This is a genomic window from Hydrogenophaga aromaticivorans, assembly GCF_013387465.1.
GTDB classification, from domain to species: domain Bacteria; phylum Pseudomonadota; class Gammaproteobacteria; order Burkholderiales; family Burkholderiaceae_C; genus Hydrogenophaga; species Hydrogenophaga aromaticivorans.
This window is the reverse complement of sequence record NZ_VYGV01000016.1, coordinates 274968-295565: the sequence shown is the minus strand read 5'-3', so window position 1 is coordinate 295565 and position 20598 is coordinate 274968. Positions and strand designations below refer to the sequence as shown.

22 protein-coding genes are annotated in these 20598 nt (G+C 61.4%); 14 read left to right on the top strand and 8 right to left on the bottom strand.

Annotated elements, in window-relative coordinates:
• The first annotated feature begins 63 nt into the window (after positions 1–63).
• On the top strand, positions 64–507 hold the full coding sequence (locus F3K02_RS18495; protein ID WP_343067124.1) for a DoxX family protein: 444 nt from the start codon (positions 64–66) through the stop codon (positions 505–507).
• Positions 508–531: 24 nt separating this feature from the next.
• Positions 532–1329 carry a YiiX/YebB-like N1pC/P60 family cysteine hydrolase gene (locus F3K02_RS18490; protein ID WP_177137090.1) on the top strand — a complete coding sequence of 266 codons (798 nt, stop codon included), beginning with the start codon at positions 532–534 and terminating at the stop codon, positions 1327–1329.
• A 13-nt stretch (positions 1330–1342) separates the two neighbouring features.
• Here F3K02_RS18490 and merR read toward each other — a convergent pair whose 3' ends face one another.
• Positions 1343–1741, bottom strand: a complete 399-nt coding sequence (gene merR, locus F3K02_RS18485; protein ID WP_177137089.1) for a mercury resistance transcriptional regulator MerR — start codon at positions 1739–1741, stop codon at positions 1343–1345.
• A 42-nt stretch (positions 1742–1783) separates the two neighbouring features.
• Here merR and merT point away from each other — a divergent pair, with 42 nt between their 5' ends.
• The 7 genes from merT (at position 1784) to F3K02_RS18455 (ending at position 7492) form a co-directional block, all read left to right on the top strand.
• The gene (merT, locus tag F3K02_RS18480; protein WP_177137088.1) at positions 1784–2155 is read left to right on the top strand and encodes a mercuric ion transporter MerT; all 372 of its coding nucleotides are present in this window, start codon (positions 1784–1786) and stop codon (positions 2153–2155) included.
• Between the two features lie 10 nt (positions 2156–2165).
• Positions 2166–2450, top strand: coding sequence for a mercury resistance system periplasmic binding protein MerP (gene merP / locus F3K02_RS18475; protein ID WP_177137087.1), 285 nt, complete (start codon positions 2166–2168; stop codon positions 2448–2450).
• A complete protein-coding gene (locus tag F3K02_RS27630) occupies positions 2447–2665 on the top strand; it encodes a GDCCVxC domain-containing (seleno)protein (protein WP_343067106.1) in 219 nt (72 codons plus the stop codon). The genes merP and F3K02_RS27630 overlap by 4 nt, the downstream gene beginning before the upstream one ends.
• Before the next feature lie 239 nt (positions 2666–2904).
• The gene (locus tag F3K02_RS18470) at positions 2905–5055 is read left to right on the top strand and encodes an FAD-dependent oxidoreductase (RefSeq protein ID WP_177137086.1); all 2151 of its coding nucleotides are present in this window, start codon (positions 2905–2907) and stop codon (positions 5053–5055) included.
• A gap of 13 nt (positions 5056–5068) precedes the next feature.
• The gene (locus F3K02_RS18465) at positions 5069–6115 is read left to right on the top strand and encodes a DEP domain-containing protein (protein ID WP_177137085.1); all 1047 of its coding nucleotides are present in this window, start codon (positions 5069–5071) and stop codon (positions 6113–6115) included.
• A gap of 17 nt (positions 6116–6132) precedes the next feature.
• A complete protein-coding gene (locus tag F3K02_RS18460) occupies positions 6133–6807 on the top strand; it encodes a TIGR04283 family arsenosugar biosynthesis glycosyltransferase (RefSeq protein WP_177137084.1) in 675 nt (224 codons plus the stop codon).
• 7 nt (positions 6808–6814) lie between these two features.
• Positions 6815–7492 (top strand): TIGR04282 family arsenosugar biosynthesis glycosyltransferase, encoded by a 678-nt coding sequence (locus F3K02_RS18455; protein ID WP_177137083.1) that lies wholly within the window; start codon positions 6815–6817, stop codon positions 7490–7492.
• A 13-nt stretch (positions 7493–7505) separates the two neighbouring features.
• Here the strand turns inward: F3K02_RS18455 and F3K02_RS18450 are convergent, their stop codons facing one another.
• Genes F3K02_RS18450 through arsS form a run of 6 tightly spaced genes read right to left on the bottom strand, consistent with a single transcriptional unit; the run spans position 7506 to position 13049 of the window.
• Complete coding sequence (locus F3K02_RS18450; protein ID WP_177137082.1) at positions 7506–8351, bottom strand: S-methyl-5'-thioinosine phosphorylase; 846 nt, start codon at positions 8349–8351, stop codon at positions 7506–7508.
• Positions 8352–8354: 3 nt separating this feature from the next.
• Entirely contained in the window at positions 8355–9377 is a 1023-nt protein-coding gene (locus F3K02_RS18445) for a hypothetical protein (protein ID WP_218179493.1), read from the bottom strand.
• A 15-nt stretch (positions 9378–9392) separates the two neighbouring features.
• Positions 9393–10238, bottom strand: coding sequence for a phosphonate ABC transporter ATP-binding protein (locus F3K02_RS18440; protein WP_177137081.1), 846 nt, complete (start codon positions 10236–10238; stop codon positions 9393–9395).
• 8 nt (positions 10239–10246) lie between these two features.
• The gene (gene phnE, locus F3K02_RS18435; RefSeq protein ID WP_343067105.1) at positions 10247–11143 is read right to left on the bottom strand and encodes a phosphonate ABC transporter, permease protein PhnE; all 897 of its coding nucleotides are present in this window, start codon (positions 11141–11143) and stop codon (positions 10247–10249) included.
• On the bottom strand, positions 11140–12006 hold the full coding sequence (locus F3K02_RS18430; protein ID WP_177137080.1) for a phosphate/phosphite/phosphonate ABC transporter substrate-binding protein: 867 nt from the start codon (positions 12004–12006) through the stop codon (positions 11140–11142). Before F3K02_RS18430 ends, phnE begins: the two co-directional genes overlap by 4 nt.
• Complete coding sequence (arsS, locus tag F3K02_RS18425; RefSeq protein ID WP_177137079.1) at positions 12003–13049, bottom strand: arsenosugar biosynthesis radical SAM (seleno)protein ArsS; 1047 nt, start codon at positions 13047–13049, stop codon at positions 12003–12005. The genes F3K02_RS18430 and arsS overlap by 4 nt, the downstream gene beginning before the upstream one ends.
• Before the next feature lie 912 nt (positions 13050–13961).
• Here arsS and F3K02_RS18420 point away from each other — a divergent pair.
• The 4 genes from F3K02_RS18420 (at position 13962) to F3K02_RS18405 (ending at position 18517) form a co-directional block, all read left to right on the top strand.
• Complete coding sequence (locus F3K02_RS18420) at positions 13962–15479, top strand: ATP-binding protein (protein WP_177137078.1); 1518 nt, start codon at positions 13962–13964, stop codon at positions 15477–15479.
• A 122-nt stretch (positions 15480–15601) separates the two neighbouring features.
• Positions 15602–16249, top strand: coding sequence for an SEC-C domain-containing protein (locus F3K02_RS18415; protein ID WP_177137077.1), 648 nt, complete (start codon positions 15602–15604; stop codon positions 16247–16249).
• A gap of 354 nt (positions 16250–16603) precedes the next feature.
• Positions 16604–17260 carry a hypothetical protein gene (locus tag F3K02_RS18410; RefSeq protein ID WP_177137076.1) on the top strand — a complete coding sequence of 219 codons (657 nt, stop codon included), beginning with the start codon at positions 16604–16606 and terminating at the stop codon, positions 17258–17260.
• 309 nt (positions 17261–17569) lie between these two features.
• On the top strand, positions 17570–18517 hold the full coding sequence (locus tag F3K02_RS18405; protein WP_177137075.1) for a S1 family peptidase: 948 nt from the start codon (positions 17570–17572) through the stop codon (positions 18515–18517).
• A gap of 336 nt (positions 18518–18853) precedes the next feature.
• Here F3K02_RS18405 and F3K02_RS18400 read toward each other — a convergent pair whose 3' ends face one another.
• Positions 18854–19459, bottom strand: coding sequence for a hypothetical protein (locus tag F3K02_RS18400; RefSeq protein ID WP_177137074.1), 606 nt, complete (start codon positions 19457–19459; stop codon positions 18854–18856).
• On the opposite strand from F3K02_RS18400, the gene F3K02_RS18395 reads away from it, so the two are divergent.
• Positions 19458–20171, top strand: a complete 714-nt coding sequence (locus F3K02_RS18395) for a DUF6998 domain-containing protein (protein WP_246309581.1) — start codon at positions 19458–19460, stop codon at positions 20169–20171. The two genes, F3K02_RS18400 and F3K02_RS18395, sit on opposite strands and share 2 nt — an antisense overlap.
• Positions 20172–20598: the final 427 nt, after the last annotated feature.

The window sequence follows — 20598 nt, the reverse complement described above, 5'->3', positions numbered from 1 at the left end:
GGCGCCGAAACCGGCGGCCTGATGGCGCGCCTGACCGCGCTGCTTCAAAGCGTGCACCGCGCGATGGACCATTTGCCCAACACGCTGCTCGCCTTCGCGGCTCGCTTCTCGATCGCCGCCGTGTTCTGGAAATCGGGCCAGACCAAGATCGAAGGCCTGGCCATCGACATCGTCAGCGGCGAGTTCACGCTGGGCTGGCCCCGCCTCTCCGACAACGCGGTGTTCCTGTTCAAGGAGGAATACCAGTTGCCCCTCCTGTCTCCCGAGCAGGGTGCCACCCTGGCCGCGCTGGGCGAACACATCCTGCCCCTCTTCATCCTGCTCGGCCTGGCCACCCGCCTCTCGGCCCTCGGTCTGCTGGGCATGACGCTGGTGATCCAGCTCTTCGTCTACCCCGACGCCTACGCCACCCACGGCACCTGGGCCGCCGTGCTGCTCTACCTCATGGCACACGGCCCGGGCAAGCTGTCGATCGACGCCTGGATCGCCAGCCGCCACGCCCGCTGAGCCACGTCCGGGCAGGAGCCGATCATGGGCACGGTGTCTGGCTGGTTCGGCTCGCAGCTGGCCCGCTACCTCTCCACCGAGGTGCACCAGCACGGCAGCGCGCCGCCCACCCGGGCCGCCCGGCTGCTGGCGACCCTGCAGCCAGGCGATGTGCTGCTGGTGGAGGGGCATAGCCGTTTCAGCACCGCTATCAAGTACCTCACCCAGTCCACCTGGTCGCACGCGGCCCTGTACGTGGGGGCCGAAGCGCTGCGCAGAACCGGCGCCCCGCCCGGGCACTGCTTCGTGGAGGCCGACGTGTCGGACGGTGTGCGCAGTGTGGAAGCAGAGCTGTTCGAGGGGTACCACACACGCATCTGCCGTCCAGTAGGCCTAGCGGATGAGGACATCCATCGGGTGGTGGGTTATGCGGTGGCGCGCCTGGGCCACCAGTACGACCTGCGCAACGTGTGGGACCTGGCGCGCTACCTGTTCCCCACGCCGCCCGTGCCACTGCGCTGGCGGCGGCGCATGCTGTCCCTGGGCAGCGGCGACCCGACCCGAGCCATCTGCTCGACCCTGATCGCACAGGCCTTCCAGTCGATCCACTACCCCATCCTGCCGCTGATCACGACCACCAGCCGCGACAGCCCGGACTGCCCCGCCTGCGTCGACGAAATCCTGCAGCTGCGCCACCACAGCCTGTTTGCCCCGCGCGACTTCGATGTGTCTCCGTATTTCGCGGTGGTCAAACCGACGCTGGCGCAGGGTTTTGACTTTCACAGCCTCCAATGGACAGACAACAAATCTGAGCCAGAGCGTGCAGCATTCGGCGTCGCCTGACGCGGGCAGAAGTTCACCCTTCGTGAAGCGACGCGATCAGCGGACAACGCACCCGCCCACGCTGCGAGCCACACCGCGCCACCAGATCGGCCAGGACCTGTTCGATGCGCTGCAGGTCCGCCAGCCGGGCGCGCACATCGGCCAGTTTCCGTTCCCCTTGCGCGCGAGCCTGACCGCAATGCGAGCCGTCTTCCAGCTTCAGCAGCTCGGCCACCTCGTCCAGGCTGAAACCCAGGCGCTGTGCCGACTTGATGAACCGTACCCGCGCCAAGTCGGGGTCGCCATAGCGGCGAATGCCGCCTTGGGGTCTGGCGGGCTCGGGCAGTAGTCCCCGGCGCTGGTAGAAGCGGATGGTTTCCAGATTCACCCCGGCGGCTTCCGCCAGGGCTCCGATGGTGAAAATGTTGGACATGGTGCTTGACTCCGTACTCAGGTACGGTTTTAAGCTTAATCCATGAACACCCAGCAACCCAGCGATCCCATTCAAAAAACCGGCCTGTGGGCCCTGTTGACGGGCGGGTTGGCGGCCCTGCTCGCGTCCGCCTGCTGCCTGGGTCCTCTGCTGTTGATCTCCCTGGGTCTTTCCGGTGCCTGGATCGGCCATTTGAGTCAACTGGGCCCCTTGCAACCCGTGTTCCTCGGTGCGGCGGTGCTTGCACTTGTGCTGGCCTGGCGTCGCATCTGGCGTCCCACCCAAGTCTGCGAACCGGGCCAGATTTGTGCGTTGCCACCGGTCAAGCGCGCCTATCAATGGCTATTTGGATTGGCAGTGGCCCTGATCGCCGTGGCTCTGGTGTTTCCATTCATCGCCCACTGGTTTTACTGAAAGGCACATCATGAAAAAAATCTGGCTGTCTCTGGCCCTGGTCCTGTTAACGGGCTCTGCGCTGGCCGCCCCTCAAACTGTCAAGCTGTCCGTGCCGACCATGGACTGCCCCGTCTGCCCCATCACCATCAAGAAAGCCTTGCTACAGGTGGCCGGTGTCAGCCAGGCTCAAGTGAACTTCGAGCGAAGAGAAGCGCTGGTCACATTTGACAACGCACGGACCCATGTCGATGCCCTGATGCGCGCCACCGCGGAAGCGGGTTACCCCTCCACCGTGGCGGAGCGCCAACCGTGAGCACGGTCAATCTGATCTCCACACTCAGCTGCCCCCATTGCGGGCACCGCAAAACAGAAACCATGCCCACCGATGCGTGCGTTTGGTTTTACGAATGCGAACAGTGCCACACCGTGCTCAAACCCCTACCCGGAGATTGCTGCGTTTTTTGTTCCTATGGCTCTGCCCCTTGCCCTCCCATGCAAGTCGGAAGCAGTCCATGTGGTTGCGGTTGATCGTGAGCAACCACCAAAAGCGCCCTACGTCGGCGATGCCCGCCTAGCATCTGCGCATGTGTTTTCTCATCGCCGTCCTGCTGGGCGGCGCTGGAACCGGTGGTGCTCAGCCCATGACCCACCGTCGCAACCCCCACCGTTTGCAAGCAACTGTAAGGACCGACGCACTGGCGACGACTGAGGTTCAACCCGGCAGCGGATCGTTGCCCGCATCCGCCCACCAGGAACCTCACCCCTTCATGAAAAGAACACTGATCCTTGCCACCGTCGTGTTGCTGGTGGTCGCCTATTTTGGGCTCGGGCTGGACCGGTACCTGACCCTCGCCGCCGTGCAGGATCGTCTGGTCGACTTCGAAGCCCTGCGTCAGGCATCCCCCATCGCCACGGCGCTCGGGTTTTTCAGTCTGTACGTGCTGGCCACCGCCCTGTCCCTGCCCGGCGCGGTCATCCTCACCCTGGCGGCCGGCGCTCTGTTCGGTCTGGCGGGCGGCACGCTGATCGTCTCGTTCGCCTCCAGCCTGGGCGCCACGCTGGCGTTTCTGGCCTCGCGGTATTTGCTGCGCGACAGCGTACAGGCGCGCTTTGGCGACCGGCTCAAGGCCATCAACGATGGCATGACCAAGGACGGCGCGTTGTACCTGTTCACCCTGCGCCTGATCCCGGTGTTCCCCTTCTTCCTGGTCAACCTGCTCATGGGGCTGACACCCATCCGCACCGACACCTACTACTGGGTCAGCCAGCTGGGCATGCTCGCGGGCACCCTGGTCTACGTCAACGCCGGCACCCAGCTGGCCCAGCTCTCCAGCCTCTCGGGCATCCTGTCGCCCGGCGTGCTGATGTCCTTTGTCCTGCTCGGAGTCTTTCCCATGATCGCCAAAGCCGCCCTCGGTTTCCTGCAACGCCGGCGTGTTTACGCCCGCTGGCAGCGGCCCAAAACCTTCGACCGCAACCTAGTGGTCATCGGGGCCGGCGCGGCGGGCCTGGTCACCTCCTACATCGCTGCGGCGGTCAAGGCCAAGGTCACGTTGATCGAAGCGCACAAGATGGGCGGCGACTGTCTGAACTTCGGCTGCGTGCCCAGTAAGGCACTGATCAAGTCGGCCAAGCTCGCGACCCAGATGCGCCGGGCCGATCACTACGGCCTGGAGGCCGCAACACCCGCCTTCAGCTTTCGGCAGGTGATGGCCCGTGTGCACCAGGTCATCAGCGAGATCGCGCACCACGACAGCGTGGAGCGCTACACCGGGCTGGGGGTTGAAGTGCTGCAAGGGCGCGCCCGCATCGTCGATCCCTGGACGGTCGAAGTCACCCTCAACGACGGGGGCACCCAGCGCCTGACCACGCGCAGCATCGTCATCGCCGCCGGTGCCCGCCCCTTCGTGCCACCGCTGCCCGGACTGGACGACGTGGGCTACGTCACCAGCGACACCCTGTGGGACGAATTCGCCCAGATGGACGCGCCTCCGGCGCGCCTGGTGGTGCTGGGCGGTGGTCCGATTGGTTGTGAGCTGGCGCAGAGCTTTGCGCGCCTGGGCTCACAGGTCACCCAGGTGGAGATGGCGCCGCGCATCATGATCCGGGAAGACCAGGAGGTGTCCGACCTCGCCCGCGACTCGTTGCAGCGCGACGGTGTGGCCGTGCTCACGGCGCACAAGGCGCTGCGTTGCGAGCGCGAGGGGGACCGCAAGTTCATCGTGGTGGAACACCAGGGCCAGGAAAAGCGCATCGAGTTCGACGCGCTGCTCTGCGCGGTCGGCCGCGTGGCGCGGCTGCAAGGCTACGGGCTGGAAGAACTGGGCATCCCCACGCAGCGCACGGTGGTGGTCAACGAATACCTCGAAACGCTGTACCCCAACATCTTTGCCGCGGGCGACGTGGCCGGGCCGTTCCAGTTCACCCACACCGCCGGGCACCAGGCCTGGTACGCGGCCGTCAACGCCCTCTTCGGCAGCTTCAAGAAATTCAAGGTCGACTATTCGGTCATCCCCTGGGCGACCTTCATCGAACCCGAGGTGGCGCGCGTGGGCCTGAACGAACAGGACGCCAAGGAAAAGAACATCCCCTACGAGGTCACCAAGTACGGCATCGACGACCTGGACCGCGCCATCGCCGACGGCTCCGCGCACGGCTTCGTCAAGGTGCTGACCGTGCCGGGCAAGGACCGTATCCTGGGCGTGACCATCTTGGGCGAACACGCGGGTGACCTGCTGGCCGAGTTCGTGCTGGCGATGAAACACGGCCTCGGCCTGAACAAGATCCTGGGCACCATCCACACCTACCCCACGCTGGCCGAGGCCAACAAGTACGCGGCCGGCGAGTGGAAGCGCGCCCACGCACCCCAGCGCGTACTCGCCTGGTTGGGCCGTTACCACGCCTGGCGCCGAGGCTGAAGGAGAAACCACCATGGCCAAGACACCCGCCCCGCAGGTTTACCTGCAACTGCCCGACGGCCCCGACCGCGACGCCCTGCGCGCCGGCCTGCTGGCCCTGCAATGCATCCCGGTGAACCTGCCGCCGCCAGGCGCTGCGCTCTCCGAACAGCTGGAACGCCTGGCCCTGGACCCGCACGCGCTGGTGTTCCTGGATGTGTCGAACGCCCTGCCCAGGGTCACCCATCGGTTCGATCGCATCCTCAAGACCTGGCCGCAGGCGCTCAGGGCGCGCACGCTGCTGACCCGGCTGGCAGCCGGCCACGTCAGCCCGGCTGACCGCACCTGGGTGCAGTCGCTGGGCTTTGCCGACCTGATCGCCTCGTTTGTTGACCGCGGGCCGACATCGCCCTTGCGACAGGCGTTGGACCGGGTCGCGTCCAACGTGGGTTTGCCTGCGCTGGCCGCCGACGAGCTTGACCGCTACCTGCGTGCCGTCCCCACAGCACCATCCAGCCTGTCGCCCCGCGCGCTCATCCGCGCCCGCACCGGACTGGACGCCGAAGCGCTGGCGGACCTGCTGCAGTTCAAGCTCGACATCCGCGACCGCAGCTACCACCTCAAGAAATACCCCGCCTGCTTCCTCGCCTCAGAAGCGGTGCAATGGATACGCTCGCATTTCCGGCTGGACAGTCCGCAGGCGGTCGAGGTCGGGCAGGCTCTGCAGTCGTTGGGCCTGCTGTACCACGTGGCGCACGAACAGGTGTTCGCCGACGAGGCCCTGTTCTTCCGCCTGCGCGCGCCGGCCCAGTTGCCCAACGTCAACCTTGGCCTGGTCTTGCAGACCCTGCGCGACCGGCTGGTGGTGGTGGACCGCAGCTACCTCGGCAAGGACTACCCGAGCTGCTGGATCGGCCAAGAGGCGGTGGACGTGCTGTGCGCCAAGCGCAACATCACACGCCATGAGAGCCAGTTGATCCTGCACCGCCTCATGCAGTTTGGTTTCTTTGAACACGTCGTCGGTGAACATGGTTTCATTGATGGCAACTTCTTCTACCGTTTCACCGACAACCTGCCCTGAACCGGTCTCACGCCCCGATGCGCTTTTCCATCGTCGTTCCCATGCTCAACGAGGCCCAGGAGATGCCTCGCCTGCTGGCGCGGCTCTCTGCGCTGGCGCGCCTGGGCAACGATGTGCTGATCGTGGACGGCGGCAGCGACGACGGCAGTGCCGACCTGGCGGTGCGGGCGGGCTTGCGGGTGCTGTCGTCGCCACGGGGGCGCGCCCGGCAGATGAACCTGGGTGCTGCGCACGCATCGGGCGATGTGCTGCTGTTCCTGCATGCCGACACCCTGTTGCCCGAAGGCGCCCTCATCACCATCCACCGGGTGATGCAGAAGTCCAGTGCCCCCTGGGGGCGTTTCGACGTGGTGATCGACGGGAGCCACCCCCTGTTGCGTGTGGTGGCCAGGCTGATGAACCTGCGATCCCGCTGGACAGGCATCGCCACCGGCGACCAGGCGATCTTTGTCACCCGCGAGGCGTTTGACGCCGTGGGTGGTTTTCCGGACCAGCCACTGATGGAAGACATCGAACTGTCGTCCCGCCTGCTGAGGCGTTCGCGCCCTGCGTGCATCAGCGACCCAGTGCTCACCTCGGGACGCCGTTGGGAAAGCCGGGGTGTCTGGCGCACCGTGCTGCTGATGTGGCGCCTGCGCTGGGCCTACTGGCGCGGTACGCCGGCCGACCAGCTGGCACGGCTGTACCAGTAGAAAAAACATGGTCAACACTGCCCACATCATCGTCTTCGCCAAAGCCCCCGTCGCAGGTCTTGCCAAGACGAGACTGATTCCGGCATTGGGTGCCACGGGCGCCGCCCGCCTCGCCGCCTCGATGTTGAAACATGCGGTGGAACAGGCGCTGGCCTGCGGGGTGGGCACCGTGGAGGTGTGCGTCACGCCGGCACCTCAAGACCCCACGTGGTCGGGGCTGTTGCCACAGCACGCGGCGCTGAGCCTGAGCGATCAGGGACAGGGCGACTTGGGTGAGCGCATGGCGCGCGCTGCACGGCGCGTGCTGGATGCGGGCCGCCCGGTGCTGTTGATGGGGACCGATTGCCCGGAACTTTCCGCCGAGCGGATTCGAGCGGCGGCGGACGGCCTGCGCACCAACGATGCCGCCCTCGTGCCGGCCTTTGACGGTGGTTATGTTTTGCTGGCGCTGAACCGCTTCGATGCCAGCCTGTTCCAGGACATTGCCTGGAGCACGTCCAGCGTGGCGCAGGCGACGCAGTCCCGGATCGCTCTGCTGGGCTGGCGCCTGGTCACTTTGCCCACGCTGCACGACATGGATGAGCCCGACGACCTGAGCAGGCTACCAGCGGGTTGGCTGGCAGCCGCCGAGGCGCCTCTGCAGCAAGGGCTGGCCTTGCAGACCGAGTCTGGCGGTCAGAAGTGATTTCAAGACCGCATCACGCCCGCAGTTGGGAAACCCATGTTCTCTGGGCCTCGGACATCGCTTCGTCGGGTGTGAGCAGCGCCCCTGTGAGCGCTGTGCGGATGGACGTCTCAGGCACCGGCAGCGCGCCCGACAACAGCGCGTCCAGCAGGCGCCGGGCTTTGGCCAGGCTCTGGCCGTAGAGCTCGAACACGGCGGACACGCTGACGTGTTGCGTGGGGTCGTCGAGCCAGCAGTCGTAATCGGTGACCAGCCCCACGGTGGCATAGGCCATCTGGGCTTCACGCGCCAGAAACACCTCGGGTGCGTTGGTCATGCCCACCAGGTGGCAACCCATCTGGCGCAGCAGATGGCTCTCGGCCTGCGTGCCCAGGCGAGGACCGTCCACACAGGCGTAGGTCAGACCCCGGTGCACCGACAGCCCGGCCCGTTCAGCGGCCACCACAACCGAGTCGACCAGCGCACCGCTCACCGGCTTGGCGGTGGAGACATGCGCCGCAACACCGCCACCGAAGAAGGTGCGCTCGCGCGCGCCCCGTGTCCAGTCAATGTATTGCTCCGGCATGGCGAGGTCGCCGGGTGCGACTTCCATGGCCAGGCTGCCCACGGCCGAGAAGCCCAGCATCATGGTGGCACCGGCACGCTTGAGCGCATACACGTTGGCGCGGTAGTTCACCTCGTGCGGCAGCAACCGGTGCCCTGCCCCATGGCGAGCCAGAAACAGCAGCTCTTGACCATGCAGCGTGCCGCGCAAGACCTCACCCGATGGCGTTCCGAACGGCGTGTCGCCGCCCTGGCGTTCATGGATGTCGAGGCCGTCGAGTTCGTAGAGGCCGGTGCCTCCGATGATGGCGAGCATGGTTCAGTTCTCCTCTTGACGCACGGCGTCCTGCGGCTGGTAGGCCGGGCCGTGCTGGATGCGGTTGAAGTACGAGGCGTGGGCATCGCTGCCCTCGGGCCACAGTTGCTGAAACTGTGTCTGCCAGGCGGTGGTGTCGGTCTCGATGGCGATGGCGTCGATGTGAACCCCACACTCGACCACGCCGAGCCGCCGCTCGGCACCCGTGAACGGCGTGCGCGCGATTCTCGTGATCAGGCCCGCCGCATCACCCTGAAAGTTGGGCATGCCGGTGGCACCGTTGTTGAACACCCAGCGTGCCTGGGCTTGCGGCCCGGAAGGCAGGCGCTGAAAAATAGGCAGGCAGGTGTGGGTGCTGGCGAAGGCATGCACGCCGGCCTCGTCGAACCAGCGCCCGACCTGCTCGCGGTGCCGGGCATCGCGCAGGTGCTCCTGGGCAAAGCCCCAGCCGGCCAGTGACTGCGCGTCGCCATGCACCAGACCCAGGCGCAACGGGCCGACATCAGCGCGCAGCCACATCGGCAAGGCCCGCAGTTCGTGCCGCTGTTCGGGCGTCACGCAACTTCGCAGTGTCTTGTGGATGCGGTTGGACCGTTCAACCACCAGGTCCCCCACCCAGTCGGGGTAAGCGCAACCGCAGCCCGCATCGCCGTCACGGCTCTCGTCGGCCAGTTCTGTTTCCACATTGCCCCGCAAAGCATCGAAGCGCAACACCGTCTGCTGGATGCGGGCGAACATGGCGGGCTCGGCGTCGAACCAGTGGAAGTCGCCGTTGAAGACCATGCGAGCGCGCCCACGTTCCCGCTCAAACAGCTCGACCACGCGCTTCAGCGCGGCCTCGTTGCCGTAAAGGCCGCCCACGACGTAGAGCACATCGAGCCCGGACAAACGCTCCGGCGCCTCGCTGGCGAACACCGATGGCGCATAGCGGTAGTGCAGCGGGCAGCTTCTGCCGGCGACCGCAGCCGTCGGGTCATGGGTCGTTGAGGCGGCCTTGGCGGTTGGGAGAAGAACTTCCAGAGTCATGATTGGTTTCCTTGGTCAGCCTGGCTGGCAGGCCGCGGTGCCTACGGACGGGCGACGTGTCGTGGCCGGTGGCGCCGACGACGAAAGGCGAGAGAAAACGTCCAGGGTCGGTCGGTTGCCCTGTGCACCCGGTTCGTAGAGCGCATCCAGTCGAGCTGAATCAACGTCGGCGGTGGGCAGATCGAACACCAGCGCGCCCTCGCGCAGGCCGATCACCCGGTCGGCCAGCAGGGGCAGCAGCGCGGGCTGGTGCACCACGGTGATTTGCGTCGCGCCCCGGGCGACGCTGCCCAGCCACTGGCAGGCATCGGCGGCGGCGGCCGGGTCCAGGTTGGCGGTGGGCTCGTCGGCCAGGATCAGGCGCGGGCGCTGCAGGTACAGGCGCGCGATGCTGAGCTTCTGCCGCTCGCCGCCGGAGAGCCGGTCGGTGCGGATGTCGCCCTTTCCCTGTAGGCCGACTAGGGCAAGCGCCTCGTCGGCCTCGGCCACCAGCGCAGCCGGGTACAGGCGGCTCCAGCTTCGCCAGCCGCTCAGGCGCCCCAGGGCGCCGATCAGCACGTTCTCTCGTGCGCTCAGCCGGGCCACCATGTGCAGGCCCTGCATGACCTGGCCGACCTGGCTTCGCCAGACGCGCAGCGCGAGATCGGGCACCGGCTGTTGCAGGTCGCGTCCCAGCACATGGACCGTGCCTTCGGTGGGGGTCAGCAGGCCGCCGATCACCCGCAGCAGGGTCGACTTGCCTGCGCCGTTGTGTCCAACGATGGCCACCCGCTCGCCCGCAGTGATGCAAAGTTCGTCCAGCCGCAGCAAGGTTCGCGCGCCGGCCTTCACGGCCAGATCGCGGATATCGATGGCGTGCATGTCGGGTGTCACAGCAACGCCTGACGGATACGCCGCGACAAGGTGTCGAACACCACCACCAGGGCAATGACGACCAGCAAGATGGTGGCCAGGCGGCTCCACTGGAACAGGCTCACGGCCTCGGAGATCAGCAGGCCCAGGCCACCGGCGCCAATCAGGCCGAGGATGGTCGAGTCGCGGATGTTGAACTCCCAGATGTAGAGGTGGTTCGACACGAACTGGGGCAGCACGGCGGGCCACACGGCGTTGAAGAAGACCTGGGTGCGCGATGCCCCAGTGGCCTGCACGGCATGGATGGCGCCCATGTCCAGCGACTCCACCGACTCGGCGTACAACTTGCCATAGGTGCCCATGGAATGCAGCGCAATCGCCAGGATGCCGGCGGTCGGGCCCAGGCCGACGATGCCGACCAGCACCAGACCGAACACCAGGGTGTGGATCGCGCGCAGCACGTCGAGCAGGCCTTTGCTTGCCCAGGCCAGCCAGCGCGGCGCACCCAGGTTGCGCGCACTCAACAGGCCCAATGGCAAGGCCAGCACGGCGCCCAGCAACGAACCCAGGGTGGCGATCTGGAACGTGACCCAGGTCGCTCGCCCCAGCGCCGCCAGAAAATCGGCCTCCACCACGCGGCGGTTCTCCACACGCAGCAGGGAGCCATCATCGCTGCGGTATTCCAACCGTTCAGACCCGAACCACACATCGAGAAAACTCGGGTAAGCGAACTCGCCGATCGACTTGATCAGGTTGGCCACGGGGTTGCGGCCCATCGACAGCTCGCCCGCCGCCCAGAGACTGCCCAGGCACACCGCGACCAGCAGTGCATAGGCCAGCACCAGCAGCGCAAAGCGTGCCCGGCCCGACCACCGCCATGGCCAGATCGCTGGGTGGACCTGTAGCGCACTCACTTGGGTTGCAGGATGCCGGTGGCCAGGCCCGCGTCACGGATCGGCTTGTAGGCCCGGTTGTCGCTGTGGATGAAGCCGGTGTAATTTGGCGGCAGCAAATTCGGCTGCGTCTTGAGCAAGGGGCCCACCTCGGCCAGTGCGGCTTGCAGGCGCGCCACGAAGGCCTTGTCCTTGTAGAGCGCCTCGCTGACCGCGAAGGCGTCGTTGGGCAACGGGTCTGACTGCCAGATGATCTTCGAGCGCTCGGCCTTGATCAGGCCTTGCGCGATCATGGCGTCGCGGTTGCGGTTGTAGTCGGCGCCGGCGTCGATCTGCCCGGCGGTGACCTGGGTCTGGATCGCCTGGTGCTTGGTGTGCAGCACGCGAGAAAAATGCTTCGCGGGATCGATGCCTTGCTTCATGAAGAAGTGCAGCGGAATCAGGTAGCCGGAGGTGGAGCCCTTGTCGCCAAAGGCGAAGGTCCGGCCTTTGAGGTCGGCCACCGACTGAATGCCGGAGTCCGGGTGGGTGATGATCATGGCGAAGTACTCGGGCTTGCCTTCGTACAGGATGGTCGAGACCACCTGGGCATCGGCAGCCTGGTTGGCCAGCACATAACCCCAGGGGCCCATCAGGGCCAGATCGGTCTCGCCGTTGGCCAGCGACTTGGCCAATCCTTCCCAACTGTCGACCGTGCGCAGCTCCACCGGTCGGCCCAGCCGCTGGGACAGGTGCTGAGCCAGCGGCCGGTAGGTGGCATCGTTGCGTTCCCGATCGGGCTGAAACAGGCCAACACCGAATTTCAACGGCGTGATTTGCGCCTGTGCGGAAAGCGCTGCGAGCAGCAGGAACAGGCCGGCAAGCCAGCGGGTAAACACGGTCATGGGTGGTCTCCAGATGAAACGGGTTGGGCGAGGCCGTTGTGCACGGCACGAACAGAAACGGTCGCGGTGGCAATGCCGGCCGACTCCAGCGCGCCACCGCAACTGCTGCCCTGGCCTGCGGTGCAACCGTAGCAGTGGTCGGCGATCCGGATGGATTCGCCTTCCGGGTTGGCCTTCAGCAGGTCCCGCAAGTGCGGACGGTAGGCCTTGCCCAGGCGGGCCGGCAACCCCAGCATCTGGTTGAAATCGCAGTCGTAGAGATCGCCCTGCCAGTCCACGCTGATCATGGAGCGGCACATCACGGTCTCCAGGTTGTCGGCCTGGAACGCCTGGCGCAGCAGTTGCATGTAGCTGGCGAATGTGCCCTTGGACACCAGGGTGCTGCCGAAACGCTGCACCGGCATGTTGGTCAGCGCAAAAAGGTGGTTGAAGCGGATGCCGAAGTGCTGCAACAGTTCACGCTTGTAGTCGGCTTCCAGCGCGCCCTGGGGTGGTGGCAATGACGGACCCTGTGGGTTGTAGACGAGGTTCAGCGTGAGGCCGCTGCCCTCGGCGCCGTAACCCAGTGCGTTGAGCTGCTGCAGCCCGGTGATGCTGAGGTCGAACACGCCATCGCCCCGCTGGCGGTCGACGTTGGCCGGGGAATAACACGGCATGGAAGCCACCACTTGAACGCCTTGCTCGGCCAGAAAGGCGGCCAGACCGTCTTGGCCAGGCTCGCTGAGGATGGTCAGGTTGCAGCGGTCAATCACCTCGACACCGAGGGCTCGGGCCGCCACCACCAGGCGCCTGAAGTGGGCACTGAGCTCCGGCGCGCCGCCGGTGAGGTCCAGCGTGCTGATGCCCCGCGCCTGCAGCACCTCGATCACCATGTCCACCGTGTCCGCCTCCATCATCTCGGTGCGGTTGGGGCCGGCATTGACGTGGCAATGCAGGCAGGACTGGTTGCAGCGGTAACCGAGGTTGACTTGCAACGTATTCAGAGCGCGGCGCCTGATGGCGGGGAAGTCGGTGGCGGTGAGCAGCGGCAGGGTGTCGTGCATAAGGCGGGTGAACGAGTTGATCAGCGAAATGTTTCTCAGTCGTCCAGCGTGGCTATCTCCTTACAGCATCTCAAAAAATATTTCCACTGGAGTTGGAGTTGACCCACTTTGTTGGACGGGTTCCAAAACGTTCGCGGCGAAGGTTCAAGTTCCAATTTGGACCGGTCATTCGCTCTGAAATCCGCCACGTGCCCGCACTGGGTCCAGCACAGCCACTCACCTCGGGCGCGAGGAGGCATTCGCGAAGCGCGACCAGGCTGGCATGTGTTGAGAGGCAGGTGACGGTTGTGCTGCGGTCGTTCGACCCTTCCGTCCTTGAAGGACAGGTGACCTCGGCTGCCGACATTCAGGCGTGCAAGGTCACCGACAGCACCCAGCCTCAAGCGACCTTCGAATCCCAAATGCGGCCTTGCAGCGTTTGGAGCCTGTCGTCAGCGCCGGGTGTACTCACGCTCATCGGTAGCAAGCAGTCGATGTGCCCTGCGACAGGCGACGGCATGAATGGCGGCTGTATGAGGTACTTCGGTCGTAGGACTTCGCGCCCCGGCTGGCGCCGCACCACCGACTGCCTCCCCCTCACCTGGACTGGTGGTACCGACCCTGAGCGGGCACCTGACAAGGCATCGCCGCCATCCCCGTTGCAGTGGTTGGCAACTTCTGATGCATCGAATGTGGTTGCCCGAGTAGACTGAAAATCAGCTTGCGGGTCCGACGGGCCATCTCGCTCATGCTTCTCGACGCTTGGTTAACTTTGATGAACTAGGTAACGTTTCATCTATCCGCCAGATTAGGCCACCCAGTTGATTTTAAACGCGCTTCTGAAATGTCAATGCAATTTTGCCAAACGGCCGTAATTTTGGCATGCACACATTTTGGCGGTATAAACTAAATTAAGGTATAGGCGAGGAAATAATGAAAATTAAATCTATAGGGGTGAACCGCTTTCGTGGATACAAAGAACCGGTACGTGTAGAAATAGAAAACCTGTGTGTTCTGGTGGGTCGGAACGATATTGGGAAGTCAACGATACTTGAAGCATTAGACATCTTCTTTAACGAAGGAAAAGGATGCATCAAGCTTGACAAGGATGACATAAACAAGACGTGTCTTTCGAACGGAGAAGACTGCATTGAGATTGAGGTCGAATTCACAGACCTTCCACAGAAAATCCTCATTGATGCCACGAATGAGACAACCCTTGCAGATGAGTTTCTTCTGTCAGTCGATAGCACGCTACAAATTATTAAACGATATCCTGGGGCCGGCAAGGAAAAGGTATTCATAAGGGCGAACCACCCCATAAATCCAGAGTGCAATGATCTACTGACAAAGAAGATTCAGGATCTCAGAAAGATTCTCGATGACCAAGGACTGGATTGCCAAGACAAAACTAAAAGTGCTGAGCTGAGACGGGCTATTTGGCAAGGACAGACCAACCTTCAATTGCAGAGCTACGAGATCGAAATCTCCAAAATTGATAGCAAAAACATCTGGGAGCAATTAAAGTCTTACATGCCGCTTTACACCCTATTTCAGTCGGACAGGAAAAATACCGACTCTGATGATGAGGTGCAGGATCCGATGAAGATTGCTGTCAAGGAGATTCTTAACGATCCCACGATTCAGGCCAATCTTGCTGCTATTGCTGAAACAGTTAAAGCTCGGCTTGAAAATGTAGCGGAAAGAACTCTGGCAAAACTGCAGGAATTGAACCCAGCCATTGCAAAATCTCTTGATCCGCAGATTCCAGAGCCAGCTAGTCTTAAGTGGGCAGATGTCTTTAAGAGCGTCTCAATTTCTGGAGATGAAGATATTCCAATCAATAAAAGGGGTAGCGGCGTTAAACGTCTGGTCCTGATTAGCTTTTTCCGCGCAGAGGCTGAGAGAAGGCTAAACGAGTCAAACCTTCAAACTATCGTCTACGCAATTGAAGAGCCGGAAACCTCTCAACATCCAGAGCACCAACGTGGACTCACGGACGCGCTCATATCACTATCAGCTGCAGCGAATACACAGGTGATTCTCACAACCCATAGCCCTGAAATCGTGAAGCGACTAAATTTCGATAATATTCTCCTTGTCACAGGAGATGCTAATAATAGAATGTGCCGCGTGCAGCAAAGTGAGCTCCCATACCCTAGTCTGAATGAAGTCAATTTCGCTGCATTCGGTGAGGCGACATACGAATATCACAATGAACTTTACGGATATGTAGAGGCGGAAGGCATCCTGAATGAATACAGGAATGGCAAACCACTTAGAACTTATACCAAGCTACGCAGAGACAATTCAACGGAACAATGCCAAGTTGTGCTAACTGATTATATTAGACACCAAATTCATCATCCCGAAAATGCACACAACGCTCGCTTTACGGCACAGGAGCTTGTCGATTCCATTCAGGCCATGAGGGCATTTATTCAGGAGTGATCAGTGGTGCGGCGGCATCCAGCCTATCGCCCCAAGGGACTCGCCACCTCTCTTTGGCGCATCCCCTAAATTCGTCAGGTCAAATTATAAACATTGATTGCAAACACCACTCTGAGGCAGCGATGAATATCAGCCCAACCAAGACTCCAGATCGCATCACTCCAGCGATCGTGAAAGGCTGTACGCAGCTCGTACCAAGTGGCATTCCAATCTTTGTCGAACGCGCTCAAGAGCATGATGCGTTGATAAACAAATGCGTATTCAACGTCAAAAACTATCTCCTGAGCAATCCAGGAGAAATGGTTCTAGGTTGGGAGATCGCCATCTGGGAGAATGTGCTTTTGGATTGCATTGGGCACGCAGTCGTCCGTGTTGACGGTAAGCTTAAGTGCATCACACCATCAAAATATGGAGATACGAAACTGCTTTTTCTTCCTGATCCCAGTTTGACTTTTGACTTTAGTGAAAAAATGTCTCGCATGCCAACCACCCAGGTTGCAATATCAACAAGGCCAGAAGTAAAGAGATTGATTGAAATTGAATCTCTTGAGCGATCAATAAAAGTCAAATACCCAGTGTCTACACAAGAAATTATTATTGGCGGGCAAGATGCATATGAACTTCAGCGTCTTGCAAAGGAAAAGCAGTGGACCATCCTCATGGTCATTCTTGCTACAAGTGACCATACGACAAAATGCCTTTGTGGTAGTGGCAAAAAATTTAGAAAATGTCACCGCAGCGCAATGGAATCCATGTTGGTCGAGCGTTAAATCATGTTTGACGCAGTTCGCAGTGAGCGTTAAACGAATGCTCGCCGACACACCAACGGCGATTTATGGTCGGGACTGCCAGTTTACGGCTAAGCCAGACAGCGGTCCTTGGTAATGCACAGGATCGAAGGACCGGTGTCGACGAACATGGACATCGCGAGCCGATCCTGAACAAGTCATAGAGCCACTGCATGCAAAGCAGCCCTTTAGTGCCCTAACAATATCGAAGCCAATGGGGTGGCTATTCCACCCGCGTCCACCTTCAGCACATGCTTCGAAATGATGTTGGTTGACACATCGTCACTAATCTCGCAAGGTTTGCGAGATACACGTTTTAAGTCCTGGGAAACGCTCATGAACATTCGCCTAACCATGCTCGACAATGCGCAAGACTCATTGAGCCGTGCCATAGAGTTGCTTGCATGGAGGGAAATATCGGCGGATACGTCTCGCCTCAAGCAGGCAATTCTCGGCGTTGCACACGCTTCCGAATTGCTCCTGAAGGAGCGACTGAGTCGAACGAATCAAGCACTTATTTGGGAAGACGTAGATAAGTTTCCAAATATTGATGCGAGAACTGTGACGGTAGATAAAGCTATAAGCCGACTTAGAAAGATTTCGGGTGTTCCGATCTCGATCGAGGACGAACGTCTTCTACGCTCACTTCGCAATACGCGCAATGCCATCGAGCATTTTGAATGGCAGACAACGAAAGGCGAAGCGGATTTAATTATCGGGAGCGCATTGAGCTTTTGCCTCGCCTTTGCACTCGAACACCTAGGGCGCGACTTGGCGTATGAGTTCAAGCGCGACGACACATGGCAGATGCTTATTGGTGAACTAACTGAATTCTCGCGAAATCACGGTGTTCGAATTCGAAAAAAAATGGAAACTAACGGACTCCTTGTCGCAGAGTGCGAGTTCTGCGAAAACGACACGGTTCCGCTTACCGGAGGCGCGTGCGAACTTTGCGGGCATTGGAACAACTTCGATGATGACGTACCCGCCTAAATCTGGCGCCATTCCAGTCAGCAACTGTGGCGTAGCTCTTCTATTGATGGGATGATGAATGTGCCGCGTCCTCCAGATCTCCCTTTTTGTAAATGTTGAAGGACTGCTCCATCAGCTGAGCGACGTTCGTTCCTGGCCGGGTCTGTGAGTTCGCAGCGCACCCCGTCAGCGGTCTCCGGGCCTCGACCGCATCACAGACCAGCGGCTGCTTCCCCTGCCATCCGCGAATAGGAGGATCCGGCCAGCACCGCAGAATTCGCGGAATCTTCATGGTCACGGTCTGGCTCCTCAATGGGTATTAGTCCATCTATGACGAAGCAACAAGCATCAAAGGAAATAGATTACGCCACGACCGTTGCGCAGCTTGACCCCGAGCAGGAGCTTGCGCCCGCCGAGCCGATCACCTTCGTCGCGCAGCGCTTGCTTTTCGAAGGCTCGAACGGCGACTACATGCGCGTGGGTGCGCAAAACGGAATCTTGCTCGCGCTGAGCTTTCGCGACCGCGACGGGCACCACACTTACGGCTCTGGCGTGATGGTTGGGCCTGGCCTTGCGCTGTGCGCGGCGCACGTTCTCCATGAGCATGACTTCTACGGCAAGCTCCAACGCGACGAGGCGACGCTCGTCGTGCAGGCGCCGCTGCCCGACGGCGGCATGCTGCTGTGGACTGTGCTTCGCATGGCGCTTGTGCCGGACAGTGACCTTGCCGTCTTATCGATGGCGCTGACCTCAAGCTACCCCGCAGACCGACGCTTTATGACCGCGAGTCTCACCACCCGCATGCCCGTGCTGGACGATGTGCTCACTGTGACGGGCCTCTCAGCTGCGGGCGACGGCACCGAAGCAATAGCAAGCAGTATGCGCATCGAGATGGCCCCGCAATGCCAGCTCGGTCGCGTCATCGACCGCTACCCCAACGGGCGCGACCGCCGCCTTCCGGGACCTTGCCTCGCTATCGAATGCGCTGTACCTGGCGGAACGAGCGGTGGCCCGGTCTTCGACAGCCGGGGCTACTTAGTGGGACTCTTGTCTGCCTCCTATGACGGCGCTGAGATTTCTTTCGTTTCGCACCTTTGGCCCGCGCTCGTGCGTGCGCAAGCCTGCCCGGTGTGGCCGCCCGTTCCTTACACGCGCCCGGCGCCCGGCACGCTGCTGCAGCTGGGCAGTGCGTTCGGAGTCTCGATTGAACGCCCCGACGCGTTCAGGCTCTGCACTCCGCAGGGTGTCATCTCGCTTGAATACGTGGCGTGGGAATAGTGCGGCCCTGAGCGCGTTCTATGGCAATGGGGCACGTCCTTCCGGTGTCTAGGCCTTCAGCCAGGCTTCGAAGTTGAGCTAGGCTCACGGTGCAACCCTGTTTCCAGCATCCGTATTGGGTTGGCTCGCGATGGTCTTGGTTGTCGACAATGGTCCTTCGATCTGGTACGTGGCCAAGGACCGTTGCCGAGCTTGACCGCGAACTCGCAGTCCCGGCCAGGATCGGACTTTGAATGTGCTGAGCTGTACGTCTGCTCGGGTAAGAGGCGCCGCCCATATTGTGGGGAGTCGGATTTCCGTCAAAACCGGTAGCGCGGTAGATTGGGTCGGTGCCCATCAACGTCTCTTGATGATTTCGTCGTAAAACTGGCGCATCTCGGCCTCGCCCTTCAAGATAGTCTCAATGTCGTCACCAATGAACCCGGTGAACTCAGGTTGTGAGGCGTCGATGAGAGTTTGCACGTCAGCTCTGATTGATAGGACCCACGGATTGTTGGAGATCGTGGCGGTGTAGTTCATCTCCGCGTCGTTGCGGCCAGTCCAGGCCGGGAAGAAGGCTTCGTAGGCCTCGAATGAATATCGGAGGTGTACTTGAAGATCAGCAACGCTGTCCGCAAGCCTTTCGTAGGCTGTGCGGTCGGGCGTGTAGTTGGCTAGACCGACCAGCATTCTCAGGTCGTGACCCGATCGTCGCACGGCTAGGTAAGCCTCTTCCACCGGTTTGTCACTCTGGCTTAAAAGTGCGTGAGCCTTGAGTACGCACTCCACTGACATTAGGAGGTCAACAAATGACTTTGTGCGTCCCATCTTGTGCAGCAGACTTCCGTTCTCCCAAAGCACATCGAAGCGGGTCGCAAAGTCGCGGCTATCGTTCTGAAAGTGCTCAGCAATCGAGTGCAGCAGCGATGATGGTTTGGACTTGAAGAGATCGGCGGCGTCCATGGGTTCCATCATGTGGGACAAACAAGAAAACAGAATGGCTGCTTCAGAACTGCCGTTACGGCGCCCAGTCATTGCTGCACGGCACACGTCCAATGGTCGCGTAGCGGTCAATAATTGTGAGGTAACAGCTGAGGAGGGTATTGTGAGCGATTGGGAATTTCTGTATGAGATGCACGACCGTGGCTACAGCGCCGAGGACATTGCTGATGCTGCGGCCACCGGCGTAGCACCCTGGGAGTGGAAGTACATCGACAGAGAGTGGGCTGAAAAGCAGCTCAACGGCGAGCCAGAGGAGGATGCCAACTCAATCGCGCCTGCCGGAAAGAGGGATGGTTTTCCGTTCAGCATCCTTGAACAGGTGGAAGTCTTCCGAGATTTGGTTGACTGTGCGGAACGCCATTTCGCGAACACTGGCCGATACCTGCAGGTCTGGGGCGAACTCGGAGAAATCTACGCGGAGATCAAGTTTGGGCTTCGCCGCCATGTGACTCACGCGCCCGGGTCAGACGGAACGATTGACGGCAAGCTTGTTGAGGTGAAGACCATCTCGCCCGAGAAGGCCAGCGACATCGTATTGGTCAAAAGCCAGGGCAACTTTGAGCAGCTACTGATCGTCCGCATTGATCGGGACTTCCAGTTCCGAAGCAAGCTCATCGACCGTAGCGAGTTGAAGGGCGGCACGGGCAAGCTCCTCCGTGGGCGGTTCGCTTGACGAGGACAAAGGGCCGGGCACAGCCGCTCACCTCAGTCGCGAGAAGTCGTTCTCGAAGCGCGAACAGGCTGGCCTGTGTGGAGTGACCGGTGACGGTTGTGCTGCGGTCGGTTGACCCTTCCGTCCTTGAATGACAGGTGACCTCGGCTGCCGACATTCAGGCGTGCAACGTCACAGGCAGCAACCAGCCTTGTCCCGACCTTGGTTGCGACTGTGAGGCCAGGCACTTACCAACAGGGGTCCAGGTGCCCTTCGATCACGGAACCGTCGCTACACCCAGACCCGAAGGTTTTCTTGGCATGTTGGCAATCGGCTCTGCCGACTTGAGCTGCTGTTCTCGCTATATGCCCAACACCCAAACCGCGATCTGGACGGTCACCAAAACGAGCAGCAGTTGAAAGAGACGCACCAAGTACTCTGAGTTGCT

Bases quoted from the DNA above. Each gene is read 5' to 3' on its own strand.
- F3K02_RS18495 (WP_343067124.1), top strand. From the start codon at position 64: ATGGACCATTTGCCCAACACGCTGCTCGCCTTCGCGGCTCGCTTCTCG.
- F3K02_RS18490 (WP_177137090.1), top strand. From the start codon at position 532: ATGGGCACGGTGTCTGGCTGGTTCGGCTCGCAGCTGGCCCGCTACCTC.
- merR (WP_177137089.1), bottom strand. From the start codon at position 1,741: ATGTCCAACATTTTCACCATCGGAGCCCTGGCGGAAGCCGCCGGGGTG.
- merT (WP_177137088.1), top strand. From the start codon at position 1,784: ATGAACACCCAGCAACCCAGCGATCCCATTCAAAAAACCGGCCTGTGG.
- merP (WP_177137087.1), top strand. From the start codon at position 2,166: ATGAAAAAAATCTGGCTGTCTCTGGCCCTGGTCCTGTTAACGGGCTCT.
- F3K02_RS18470 (WP_177137086.1), top strand. From the start codon at position 2,905: ATGAAAAGAACACTGATCCTTGCCACCGTCGTGTTGCTGGTGGTCGCC.
- F3K02_RS18465 (WP_177137085.1), top strand. From the start codon at position 5,069: ATGGCCAAGACACCCGCCCCGCAGGTTTACCTGCAACTGCCCGACGGC.
- F3K02_RS18460 (WP_177137084.1), top strand. From the start codon at position 6,133: ATGCGCTTTTCCATCGTCGTTCCCATGCTCAACGAGGCCCAGGAGATG.
- F3K02_RS18455 (WP_177137083.1), top strand. From the start codon at position 6,815: ATGGTCAACACTGCCCACATCATCGTCTTCGCCAAAGCCCCCGTCGCA.
- F3K02_RS18450 (WP_177137082.1), bottom strand. From the start codon at position 8,351: ATGCTCGCCATCATCGGAGGCACCGGCCTCTACGAACTCGACGGCCTC.
- F3K02_RS18445 (WP_218179493.1), bottom strand. From the start codon at position 9,377: ATGACTCTGGAAGTTCTTCTCCCAACCGCCAAGGCCGCCTCAACGACC.
- F3K02_RS18440 (WP_177137081.1), bottom strand. From the start codon at position 10,238: ATGCACGCCATCGATATCCGCGATCTGGCCGTGAAGGCCGGCGCGCGA.
- F3K02_RS18430 (WP_177137080.1), bottom strand. From the start codon at position 12,006: ATGACCGTGTTTACCCGCTGGCTTGCCGGCCTGTTCCTGCTGCTCGCA.
- arsS (WP_177137079.1), bottom strand. From the start codon at position 13,049: ATGCACGACACCCTGCCGCTGCTCACCGCCACCGACTTCCCCGCCATC.
- F3K02_RS18420 (WP_177137078.1), top strand. From the start codon at position 13,962: ATGAAAATTAAATCTATAGGGGTGAACCGCTTTCGTGGATACAAAGAA.
- F3K02_RS18415 (WP_177137077.1), top strand. From the start codon at position 15,602: ATGAATATCAGCCCAACCAAGACTCCAGATCGCATCACTCCAGCGATC.
- F3K02_RS18410 (WP_177137076.1), top strand. From the start codon at position 16,604: ATGAACATTCGCCTAACCATGCTCGACAATGCGCAAGACTCATTGAGC.
- F3K02_RS18405 (WP_177137075.1), top strand. From the start codon at position 17,570: ATGACGAAGCAACAAGCATCAAAGGAAATAGATTACGCCACGACCGTT.
- F3K02_RS18395 (WP_246309581.1), top strand. From the start codon at position 19,458: ATGGGTTCCATCATGTGGGACAAACAAGAAAACAGAATGGCTGCTTCA.
- F3K02_RS18400 (WP_177137074.1), bottom strand. From the start codon at position 19,459: ATGGACGCCGCCGATCTCTTCAAGTCCAAACCATCATCGCTGCTGCAC.